Genomic DNA, 11116 nt, shown 5'->3' with positions numbered 1-11116 from the left:
GTCTTTGATAGATATTCAAATAAAAACTATATCATCACTTAGAACATGAATTTAAAAATGACGTTCGTGAGTTTTTTACTCACCAACGTCATTTATTGTACAACCGTTTTTTATTTAGAGCGAATCATTTAGCTATCGAAATATACGACACACTTTAGAGTCTAATAGATGTTAGGCTAAAATCGCTCTTTAATGTGACAACGTCTAACTTGCCCACACGACGTCGATACGAAGTAGTGTTTCCGAGAAAGAATTTTAATTTCTTGTTTTGATGTACTAAAATAATTGTTCGTATTTTCGACTGAGTAATGACATTTTGTCCTGCTCTCATTTGATTGTCTTTGATGCGATGATGCACAAAAGTGGCTATTCATCAAAAGTTCACTTAACATTTATCCATTTTAAGGTATAATAGTTTTATACTTTACTTAGATTTTTGATTTTATTTCGTATGAATAGAAAGCGAGAGGATCCAATTGGGACGAAAATGGAATAATATTAAGGAAAAAAAAGCTTCAAAAGATGCAAACACAAGTCGTATCTATGCAAAGTTTGGTAGAGAAATCTATGTTGCAGCAAAACAAGGAGAGCCAGATCCAGAATCGAATCAAACATTAAAATTTGTTTTAGAACGTGCAAAAACGTATAGCGTACCAAAACATATTATTGATCGTGCCATTGAAAAAGCAAAAGGCGGAGCGGATGAAAACTATGATGAGTTACGTTATGAAGGATTTGGTCCAAGCGGGTCTATGTTAATTGTTGATACACTGACTAATAATGTGAATCGAACTGCTGCCGATGTGCGAGCAGCTTTTAATAAAAATGGCGGCAATATGGGTGTCAATGGATCTGTTGCATATATGTTTGATGCAACAGCAGTAATTGGATTTGAAGATCAGACTGCTGATCAAGTATTGGAATGGTTAATGGAAGCAGATATTGATGTTAGAGATATTTTAGAGGAGGATCAAGCTGTAATTATTTATGCTGACCCTGACCAATTCCATCATGTCCAAGAAGAATTGAAACAGCAGGGGATTACAGAATTCACGGTCGCTGAATTATCGATGTTAGCTCGCTCAGAAGTGCAGCTCTCATCAGAAGATCAAACGCAATTTGAAAAATTAATTGACGCTTTAGATGATCTTGAAGATGTACAACAAATTTATCATAATGTAGATTTGCCGGATTAATAAAAAGGAAAAAAGGGTCATAAGGTACTGCACCCCTAAAGTTACAGTAAAAAAGTTAACTTTAGGGGTGTTTTCTGTCGTGTTTTTGGTAAAGGAATTTTTTAGAACAGATAGAAATGTAGCAAGGATTCAGTCTTGTCTTTATCTACACTTTTCTGCTTTAGTTCAAATCAATAGTTTGATAAAATAGAAACAATTATTTAATCAATTTAGGAGTTGATAACGTTGAATTTCGTTGCAATAGATTTTGAAACAGCGAATAGGTATAGAAATAGTGCTTGTGCAGTTGGTATTGTTGTTGGGGATGAAAATGGCGTTATTGACGAATATTATAGTTTAATTAATCCGCAAAGTTCGTTTGAAATGCAAAATATACGGGTGCATGGTATTACGCAAGCGGACGTTGAAAAAGCTCCAACCTTTCATGATTTGTGGCCAACAATAAAAAGTTATATTAACAATCAAGTTGTTGTTGCTCATAATGCTAGTTTTGATCTTAGTGTATTACGCGCTTCGTTAGATCAATATCGTTTTTGTTATCCGACGTTGCAGTATTTGTGTTCTGTCATGTTATCGCGTCAAGTTTGGCCAAACTTACCAAATTACAAACTCAATACGTTAGCTGATGTACATGGGATTATGCTTGATCATCATCATGCTTTAGCAGATTCAAGAGCAGTAATTGATTTGTTAGTTAAAGCAATCAAAGATACTCGTGTGACAAATTTAAATCAATTATTACAGGACCAGTCGATCGTTTATGGTCAATTGTTTGAACGGAGTTATCAAACACCGAAACACAAGAAGAAATTGGTACAAGAAACAACGAAAGATTTTTTCGCCTAAATCATGATTTTGAAGATATCATTATTGTAAAAAACGTTTGATTATATTATATTTATACAAAGTATTGAATGTACATTCACCATAGAGATTGAGGAGAGAAGTTGATGGAGCAATTACATACAGCAGTAGATCAAATTAAAAAAAGATTATGGGAAATCAGTGACGATCTGTTTGCACACCCAGAATTAGGAGATCAAGAATATCGTTCTATGGGTGTTTTAGTAGACTTTTTAAAAGAACATCATTTTGAAGTAGAAACAGGCCTCGTTAATCGGCAAACATCATTTAGAGCAACATTTGATAGTGGGAAAGCAGGGCCAACGATAGGATTTATGGCGGAATATGATGCTCTACCAGGTGTGGGGCATGGTTGTGGGCATAATATGATTGCGACAATGGGTACTGGTGCAGGTATCGCATTAAGTAAAGTCTTAGAACAAATTGGTGGAAAAGTAGTTGTTTTTGGTACTCCTGCTGAAGAGACAAACGGTGCTAAAGTGCCTATGGCTGAAGCAGGGTTTTTTGATAATGTAGATGTAGCAATGATGGTTCATCCTGGCGATGTATCGACGGAAAGTGGTGAGTCGTTAGCTATGGATGCGATTCAATTTGAATATTTCGGTAAAACGAGTCATGCAGCTGCATCTCCTGAAGAAGGAATTAATGCATTAGATAGTGTGATTCAATTATTCAATGGTATTAACGCATTACGTCAGCATGTTAAATCAGATGTTCGTATGCATGGTGTGATTAAAGAGGGCGGTGTTGCAGCAAATGTTGTTCCTGATAAAGCTGTCGCGCAATTTTATGTGCGTGCAAAGGAACGCAGCTATTTGAATAAAGTGGTGGCACAAGTAAAAGAAATTGCTCATGGTGCTGCATTAATGACTGGCGCAACACTTGAAATTAGTAATTATGAATTGAGTTATGATGATATGCGTACAAATAAAGTGTTATCAAATCAGTTCACAAAAAATCTATATCAAGCAGGAGAAACGGAAATTGTGCCACAAAAAACATCTTATGGATCTATTGATATGGGAAATGTAAGTCAAGTTTGTCCAGCTATACATCCTTATGTTGGATTTGGTCAACCGGGAATTGTTCCTCATACTACAGCATTTGCAAGCAAGACAGTGACTGAAACTGGTCATATGGTGATTGAAAGAGGGACACTTGCATTGGCGCTTACAGGAGCAGATGTTATTCAGCAGCCAGATTTATTGAAAAATATTAAGCTAGCGTTTGATAAACAACAAAAATAAAAAAAGATGACAATTAAATTTAAATTTCGCTTTCCAAATGCATAATTATTTGTTAAAATACATAATTATGAATAAATATACGTAGAAATAAGGGAAGGGAAGAAAAAATGAAAAAACAATTTTTTTTACTTGTAGCATTTATTAGTATATTTTCTGTTCTATTAGCTGGATGTGGAGCAGCTAGTGATGATAACACTAGTGAATCAGATGGGGAAGAGAAAAAAGTATTAGAAATGGCAACTTCAGCTGATTTTGCTCCATTTGAATCACGGAATGCATCCGGAGAGATTGTCGGATTTGATATTGATTTAGCTAAATATGTTGCAGAAGAACTTGGGTATGATCTAGAAGTTAAAGATATGAAATTTGATGGATTAGTTGGTGCTTTGCAAAGTAATCGTGTGGACATGGTGTTAGCTGGTATGTCAGCTACGGAAGATCGTAAAAAAAATGTCGACTTATCGACACCATATAATCACTCCGGCGAAATGTTTGTTACATTAAAAAATTCTGATGTTAAGAAGCTTGAGGATATTGAAGGAAAAACAATTGGTGTTCAGTTAGGAACGATACAACAAGAGGGCGCTGAAACACTTCAAGAAGATTTTGATTTCGAATTAAAGACAGTAGATGATGGAACGACCTTAATTCAAGAATTAATTTCTAATCGTATCGATGTGGCATATATGGATAAATCTGTTGCTGTTGGGTATATTGAAGAACAAGACCTTGCAGGATTCGATGATCCAACTACAAGCTCACCTGGCATGGCAATTGCTTTTCCTAAAGGGAGTGACCTTGTAGAAAAAGTGAATGAAGTATTAGCGAAAGCAGAAGAAAATGGAAAACTTCAAGAATTAAAAGATAAATGGTTAAACGAACAAAAATAAAAATATTGAAAGAAGAGAGGTGTAAGGCATGAATTTGGATTTTAGCCAAATCGTGCCTTATATTCCTTTTATGCTAGAAGGAATATGGGAAACGTTAAAGTTAGCAATTGTAGCTATATTGTTTGGTTTTATATTAGGGAATATATTAGCTTTATTTAAAATAGGAAGGATTCGTCCTTTACGATGGTTTGCGGATGCCTATACATCAATATTTAGAGGTACACCATTAATTTTACAATTAATGATTATTTATTTTGCGGTACCACAATTAACTGGTTATGATATACCAATTTTCTTGTCAGCTATACTCGCTTTTGGATTAAATTCGTCTGCATATGTATCTGAAATTATTCGAGCTGGTATTCAAGCAGTTGATAAAGGACAAACAGAAGCTGCTTTGGCATTAGGTGTTCCTTATCGTCAAATGATGACAGATATTATTCTGCCTCAAGCGATGAAGAATATATTACCGGCATTAATGAATGAATTTATTACGTTAACGAAAGAGTCTGCCCTTGTTTCAACTATTGGTTACTTAGATTTAATGCGACGTGCTCAAGTTGTTGGTGCTGATTTGTATCGAAATTTTGAGCCATTGTTATTTGTAGGTGTGATATACTGGTTACTAGTAATGGGTCTTACGCTAATTGGTAGATTCTTGGAACGGAGGCTGAGAGTAAGTGATTAAAGTAGAAAATTTAACAAAAAAATTTGGTAGTAATGAAGTATTATCTAACATATCTACAGAAATACAAAAAGGTGAAGTGGTTTCTATCATTGGCCCTTCAGGTTCGGGTAAATCTACTTTTTTACGTTGTATGAACCTTTTAGAACAACCTACTGATGGAAAAATTTATATTAATAATAAAGATTTAACAGATTCAAAAACAAATATTATGAAGGTAAGAGAGCAAATCGGGATGGTATTTCAGCATTTTCATTTATTTCCTCATCTGTCTGTATTAGATAACTTAACATATGCACCAATGAAGGTGAAAAAAGAGTCTAAGTTAGCAGCTCAAGAGAAAGCTACTAACTTACTTGCAAAAGTAGGTTTATCTGATAAAGCTGATGCTTTTCCTAATAGTTTGTCAGGAGGACAGAAGCAGCGTGTTGCAATTGCACGCGCATTAGCAATGGAGCCTGAATTAATGCTATTTGATGAACCAACTTCAGCATTAGACCCAGAAATGGTAAAAGAGGTACTTGATGTAATGAAAGATCTCGCTCACTCTGGTATGACTATGGCTGTTGTAACACATGAGATGGGGTTTGCACGAGAAGTAGCCGATCGTGTGTTGTTTTTAGATCATGGTGTATTAGTAGAAGATGGAGAGCCAAATAGTTTTTTTGATGCACCAAAGACAGAACGAGCAGCAACATTCTTAGAAAAGATTTTATAAAGTTAAAAGAGTTCTTCCGCTAAATGCAAAAGAACTCTTTTTGTGAACAAATGCTTCACACGCATTACAATTGACCTAAAAAGCATCTAGCGATATAATAAATATATATAAAAATATATTTTCCTTAAGGGGAGTAGCTTTTACAATAAAGTCGTCAATACAGAATGTACACACACCGTCATTCTCGGCTTTGTTGGCAACTAATGTTGTTAGCAAGACCTTTACCAGTGTATATGGGGAGGTCTTTTTTCATAGGATGGAATAGTATAGAAACTAATCTGCAAAATAAAAAGGAGAGGTGAAAAATGAATTCTTTATTATTTGAAAATATGCCGCCTTTTATTAAGAAAGAAATGGAAAAAATCACACAGCAAATTCAGCCATTAATGAAAAAAAACTCTAAATATATTATGTTTGCTTTTCCATTTATGCTTGTTGGCGGATTAAATTTGATCGTAATGTTTTTCCAAGATGCGTATAGTTTTGATATGTTACCTGTAACTGGTATATACGCTTTAATTACAGCAATAGGGATTGCGTTATTTAAAGAATCTAAATTTATGAGCAAAAAGATTCATCAAGTAGGTAAGGAACATATTATTGAACGAATGGAAATGAGTAGAATTATTGGAGAAGAAAAAAAGAATGCATATATTAAAATGGTGAAAAATCAATCAAAAATGAGCCTTCAAGTTTTCTTCAACTTTTTAACGGAAGAAAATAAAGAAAAACAAAATATGTATTCATAAGAATGTAGTTCCTGATACAATGTTGAAAAACATGCTAGATGGAAGACTAATGCGAGTTTGTGTTAGTCTTCCGTTTTTAAATTGAACAAAAAAGCTATGTTCACGGTTAGTAAAGAGTTGTTTCTTTTTAAATAATACTATAATATAGTTTTGTATTAATTTTGTTTCAAAGAGGTGAGAGGATTGCTAGAAATAATGAGCTTACCAGTGAATAATCTATTAGGTATGTTTATCTATCTCCTTATTTTTGTTTGCTTGTCAGCTATAATTACTAATATAATTTTTTATTTTATACCAAGGAAGTTTAATTTTTCATTTTATAGTACGATTACTGGAATAATAGTGTTTATATCCATTTTATTATGGTGGTTTATTATTGTTCGTTGAGCATACGTATTGTTGTTAAATTGATTGTTTTATACATAAGAAAATTCACATAGTGATCATTAAAATAAATAAGCGGACTATCATTCATACTAAATGTACGATAGTCCGCTTTTATTTAGTTTTATCCCAACCATTCGAATTTTAACAGTTGTTTATGCTTTTATCCACTATCAGCTTAAAACATTTAAAATGTAGTTAAGACTATTCACTTCTATATTCTAAAATATCAGCTGGTTGACAATTTAAGCTCTCGCAAATTTTTTCCAAAGTTGAAAATCTTATTGCTTTTGCTTTTCCTGTTTTCAAAATTGATAAATTTGCCTGTGTGATATCTACTTTTTCTGAAAGCTCATTTAAGCTAATTTTTCTCTTTGCCATCATGACATCTAAATTCACTATTATCGCCAATTTAATCACCTACACAGTCAAATCATTTTCTTCTTTTAGGTTTAATCCTTCTTTAAAAACTTCTACCATCGCTATAATGATTATTATAATAGATAAAATAGCCATGATAAATACAGAAAAGTTAAGATTAAAGCCCGAAAAGTCAAGTACTCCATTTTGGATACTCCATCTAGAAAATCCAATCGAAAACGAACCGTTGATTGATATTCCAAGTATAGCTAAAAGTGAAAAAACAACTAATGATCGTACTATTCTTTCCATAAGTTTAATGTTCTCTTTATTAAATATCTTATCTTTCTCCAAGTTTTTAATTAAACGAATCATTAAATATAGGGAATATACGATCGTAGCTGATGTTAATAATAAAAATATAATCACTTTTACTTGAAGCGAGCTGCTCATTACAACCATCTCATTATTATAATTGAATTCAGAATTATCTATGAATCTCCACACGGTGTAAATGGTAAAAACAAGCATCAAAACAATGTGAAGAAACAAACCGAATATCAATATTTTTCTTTTATTTTTCATTTAAATAACCTCCCTTTAAATTTCATTATAACCTAATTATTATCAATTATAAATATATTTTTATTGATAATCAATAAAAATGTAAATTTTTCCAATATGAATATATTTGAAAAATAGTCCTTTACAATTTGATGGATGAAGCGTATAGTATTAACTGTACTACGATGAATAATACAGTTAATACAGTTGAAAGGGAGGATAGATATGTTTGATCTAGATTTGCGTAACAGAAAACCAATATACGAACAATTGGTTAATAAGTTTAAAGAATTAATTATTAATGATGTGATACAAGTAGATGAAAAACTTCCATCTGTACGAATACTTGCCCAACAATTAACTGTGAATCCAAATACTATTCAAAAAGCGTACCGTGAATTAGAAGTACAAGGTTTTATTTATTCTGTAAAAGGAAAGGGAAGTTTTGTTGATCGTTCAGCAAAAAAGGTCAGTTTGAATGAGGTGAATAGAATTAGAACAGATTTAGAAAAACTGCTAGCTGAAGCTTTTTTTGTAGGAATAACAAAAGATGAGATAAATCAAATGATTGATATGACATATGAACAAATTGGAGGTGGCAATAGAAATGATTAATTTAACGAACATTTCAAAGCGATTTGATAAAGAAAAGGTGTTAGATCAAGTCACCTTTGGAGTAAATAAAGGTTCCATTTATGGTTTGTTGGGTTCCAATGGTGCTGGAAAAACAACGCTATTAAAAATGACTGCAGGAATATTGAAACAAGATCATGGAGAAATAATAATAAATACACAACAAGTATATGAAAATCCTAGTTTGAAACAAAAGATCATGTTTATTCCTGATTTGCCGTTCACCTTTCCACAATATACTGTGAAACAAATGGCTGAGTTTTATGCCAATATATACGATACATGGAATCAAGAACGATTTCATAAGTTACATGCATTACTTGGATTGGAGTTAAATCGAAAAATAGCACGTTTCTCTAAAGGGATGCAGAGGCAGGTAGCGTTCTGGTTAACTTTGTGTACAATGCCGGATGTATTGATTTTAGATGAACCGTTCGATGGTCTAGATGCTGTTGTGCGTCAAAAAATTAAAAACTTAATCATCCAAGATGTTGCTGATAGAGAAATGACTGTGATAATCTCGTCACATAACCTTCGAGAGATTGAAGACATTTGCGATCATATAGGTATTTTACATCATGGTTCATTTGTTTTAGAAAAAGACTTGGATGACTTGAAATCAGATATTCATAAAATTCAGATTGCTGTGAAGAATGACAGTACCGAGTTGCTTGAACAGCTAGACATTGTTCATCAAGAAAAAAGAGGAAGTGTTCATTTATTAATTGTAAGAGGTAGTCGAGAGGAAATTGATCAGACAATTAAATCTTATAACCCTGTTGTATATGATTTATTACCACTTACATTAGAAGAGATTTTTGTTTACGAAATGGGAGGTGTAGGTTATGCAATCGAAAACATCTTGGTTTAAGAAGGAATTAGTAAAACAAGACTTTCGTCAAGTAGGTTGGATTAGTCTTGTGTACACACTTGTTCTATTTTTCGTAATCCCATTAAATATAGCAATGTATCTAAGTCAGGATAGGATGGATCGGTATATAACAAATGATACGTATACTAATTTATTCGAATTTACTCCTATCATTCAAATACTAGCTATATTCGTTGCACCAGTGTTATTAGCAATAACTCTATTCCGTTATATGCAAACAAAACAATCTGTTGATTTTATGCACAGCTTACCGATTAAAAGACAAACAATTTTTATGTATAAATTCGGATTAGGAGTTGCTCTTTTAGTAGCAACTAATGTAATTATTAGTCTAATTTTAGTATTAATGGAGCGAAGTTTTGATGTTTCTCTTTTTTACACGCTAAGTGACATAGGACCATGGTTTGGATTAAGTTTACTGTTACAAACATTAGTTTTTACCATAGCGACATTTGTTGGTATGCTGACTGGATTATCTGCTATGCAAGGAATTTTCACCTATATACTTATGTTTTTCCCAGTTGGCATCACGACGCTGATCATGTATAACTTGAATAATTTTCTAATTGGATTTCCAACAAATTATTTACTAGAAGATCAACTATCTAAATATTCCCCAATAACATATAGTTGGGAATTGCTTTATGAGATGAATGTTACCGTTGTTGATATCTCAATATATAGTTTATTAATTTTGTTATTCACAGGATTTAGCCTTTTGTTATACACAAACAGAAAGACAGAGGCTGCATCTCAAACTATCGCTTTCTTACCATTACGTCCCATATTTAAGTATGGATTTACTTTTTGTATGACGTTAGTAGGTGGCACTTATTTTGGTATCATGCAGCATCATTATGCTTGGGTTATTTTTGGTTATATTTTCGGATCGATTATTGGTTATCTGTTAGCACAAATGATGTTAAAAAAAACTTGGAGAGTATTTACTGACTGGAAAAGTTATTTATATTATGTGTTAGCATGTAGTATATTGTTTATCCTAGTTTCGCTTGATGTTACGGGATATGAAAATAGAATTCCTAATTTAGATGACATTGAACAAGTGTATGTACAGGAACGGTCACCATATTATTGGCAGGAAGGAGATATAGGTGAACAATATAAGGGTATTAAATCAGCACAATTAATTAATGAAGTGAGAGAACTTCATCAAACGTTAATTGATTCCTCTGACCATTCGCAAGCATATGGCTATGAAGATAGTACAATTGAATTAAAATATGACTTAAATAATGGTCGCCATGTGATAAGAAAATATAATATCTCTAATACTTCGTTAGACGAGCATTTAAAACCAATTTATGAATCAAAAGAATTCAAAAAAATGAATGAGCCAATTTTTGCAATAGATAATCGTAATATTGACTATATTGAAATTAATGAATTTGCAAATTACTATGAAACCGTTCATGTTACCTCTAATGAGAAACGCATGGCGTCTTTAATTGATGTATTACAACAGGATGCACTTAACAAAAGTTATCAAGATATGCGTCATCCTACTAATGCTTTGGTTGAAGTTGCAATTTATTTGAATAATGATGAATCTCCTGTTTATATAAACATTCATCCGAATGATATTTCATTTTTAAATTGGTTGAAAGATCAAGGGATTTATGATGAATTAATTGTTACAGCTGATAAGGTGAATGCTATTTACCTTAAAAAATTCAACATAGAAAGTGGCCAAGTATACAACAGTGAATTCTATTTAGACAATGAGGATGTTGTTAAAATTACTAATAAAGAAGAAATTAGCACTTTGCTACAGTCCATTAGTCTACGTGGGAATTATGTACAAGAAGAAATTTACGGCATGGCAATTGACATAAAAGGTATGGATGAGATGCTTGTTGAGTCATTAGAACCAACTAAAGTTCCTGATTTTGTCTTAGAAGTGATTAAATAAATGG

Annotated in this window: 12 protein-coding genes; 10 read left to right on the top strand and 2 right to left on the bottom strand. The window is 32.5% G+C overall.

What is annotated here, in order from left to right; all coding sequences use genetic code 11:
- Positions 1–476 precede the first annotated feature (476 nt).
- The 7 genes from ACH6CY_RS11895 (at position 477) to ACH6CY_RS11865 (ending at position 6349) form a co-directional block, all read left to right on the top strand.
- Positions 477–1196 carry a YebC/PmpR family DNA-binding transcriptional regulator gene (locus tag ACH6CY_RS11895; protein ID WP_374067556.1) on the top strand — a complete coding sequence of 240 codons (720 nt, stop codon included), beginning with the start codon at positions 477–479 and terminating at the stop codon, positions 1194–1196.
- Between the two features lie 225 nt (positions 1197–1421).
- Positions 1422–2042, top strand: coding sequence for a 3'-5' exonuclease (locus ACH6CY_RS11890; protein WP_374067555.1), 621 nt, complete (start codon positions 1422–1424; stop codon positions 2040–2042).
- A 101-nt stretch (positions 2043–2143) separates the two neighbouring features.
- Positions 2144–3307, top strand: a complete 1164-nt coding sequence (locus tag ACH6CY_RS11885; RefSeq protein ID WP_374067554.1) for a M20 family metallopeptidase — start codon at positions 2144–2146, stop codon at positions 3305–3307.
- A 107-nt stretch (positions 3308–3414) separates the two neighbouring features.
- Positions 3415–4197, top strand: coding sequence for a transporter substrate-binding domain-containing protein (locus ACH6CY_RS11880; protein WP_374067553.1), 783 nt, complete (start codon positions 3415–3417; stop codon positions 4195–4197).
- Positions 4198–4225: 28 nt separating this feature from the next.
- The gene (locus ACH6CY_RS11875) at positions 4226–4885 is read left to right on the top strand and encodes an amino acid ABC transporter permease (protein WP_374067552.1); all 660 of its coding nucleotides are present in this window, start codon (positions 4226–4228) and stop codon (positions 4883–4885) included.
- Complete coding sequence (locus ACH6CY_RS11870; RefSeq protein WP_374067551.1) at positions 4878–5600, top strand: amino acid ABC transporter ATP-binding protein; 723 nt, start codon at positions 4878–4880, stop codon at positions 5598–5600. Before ACH6CY_RS11875 ends, ACH6CY_RS11870 begins: the two co-directional genes overlap by 8 nt.
- A gap of 305 nt (positions 5601–5905) precedes the next feature.
- A complete protein-coding gene (locus tag ACH6CY_RS11865; RefSeq protein WP_374067550.1) occupies positions 5906–6349 on the top strand; it encodes a DUF5392 family protein in 444 nt (147 codons plus the stop codon).
- Between the two features lie 588 nt (positions 6350–6937).
- Here the strand turns inward: ACH6CY_RS11865 and ACH6CY_RS11860 are convergent.
- Positions 6938–7144, bottom strand: coding sequence for a helix-turn-helix domain-containing protein (locus ACH6CY_RS11860; protein WP_374067549.1), 207 nt, complete (start codon positions 7142–7144; stop codon positions 6938–6940).
- Positions 7145–7153: 9 nt separating this feature from the next.
- Positions 7154–7678: a DUF2975 domain-containing protein gene (locus ACH6CY_RS11855; protein ID WP_374067548.1), complete on the bottom strand. Its 525-nt coding sequence runs from the start codon at positions 7676–7678 to the stop codon at positions 7154–7156.
- Between the two features lie 204 nt (positions 7679–7882).
- On the opposite strand from ACH6CY_RS11855, the gene ACH6CY_RS11850 reads away from it, so the two are divergent.
- The 3 genes from ACH6CY_RS11850 to ACH6CY_RS11840 are packed head-to-tail and all read left to right on the top strand — an operon-like array spanning position 7883 to position 11112.
- Positions 7883–8272 (top strand): GntR family transcriptional regulator, encoded by a 390-nt coding sequence (locus ACH6CY_RS11850; protein ID WP_374067547.1) that lies wholly within the window; start codon positions 7883–7885, stop codon positions 8270–8272.
- Positions 8265–9161 (top strand): ABC transporter ATP-binding protein, encoded by an 897-nt coding sequence (locus ACH6CY_RS11845; protein WP_374067546.1) that lies wholly within the window; start codon positions 8265–8267, stop codon positions 9159–9161. Before ACH6CY_RS11850 ends, ACH6CY_RS11845 begins: the two co-directional genes overlap by 8 nt.
- Positions 9136–11112 carry a DUF6449 domain-containing protein gene (locus ACH6CY_RS11840; RefSeq protein WP_374067545.1) on the top strand — a complete coding sequence of 659 codons (1977 nt, stop codon included), beginning with the start codon at positions 9136–9138 and terminating at the stop codon, positions 11110–11112. The genes ACH6CY_RS11845 and ACH6CY_RS11840 overlap by 26 nt, the downstream gene beginning before the upstream one ends.
- The last annotated feature ends 4 nt before the right edge of the window (positions 11113–11116 follow it).

The sequence above is a fragment of the Paraliobacillus sp. JSM ZJ581 genome, from assembly GCF_044383835.1.
In the GTDB taxonomy this organism is placed as follows: domain Bacteria; phylum Bacillota; class Bacilli; order Bacillales; family Amphibacillaceae; genus Paraliobacillus.
The sequence above is the reverse complement of the archived record's forward strand: the minus strand, read 5'-3'. Positions and strand labels throughout refer to the sequence as shown.

Coding starts and splice junctions, on each gene's coding strand:
- ACH6CY_RS11875 (WP_374067552.1), top strand. CDS start 4,226: ATGAATTTGGATTTTAGCCAAATCGTGCCTTATATTCCTTTTATGCTA.
- ACH6CY_RS11880 (WP_374067553.1), top strand. CDS start 3,415: ATGAAAAAACAATTTTTTTTACTTGTAGCATTTATTAGTATATTTTCT.
- ACH6CY_RS11845 (WP_374067546.1), top strand. CDS start 8,265: ATGATTAATTTAACGAACATTTCAAAGCGATTTGATAAAGAAAAGGTG.
- ACH6CY_RS11865 (WP_374067550.1), top strand. CDS start 5,906: ATGAATTCTTTATTATTTGAAAATATGCCGCCTTTTATTAAGAAAGAA.
- ACH6CY_RS11840 (WP_374067545.1), top strand. CDS start 9,136: ATGCAATCGAAAACATCTTGGTTTAAGAAGGAATTAGTAAAACAAGAC.
- ACH6CY_RS11850 (WP_374067547.1), top strand. CDS start 7,883: ATGTTTGATCTAGATTTGCGTAACAGAAAACCAATATACGAACAATTG.
- ACH6CY_RS11855 (WP_374067548.1), bottom strand. CDS start 7,678: ATGAAAAATAAAAGAAAAATATTGATATTCGGTTTGTTTCTTCACATT.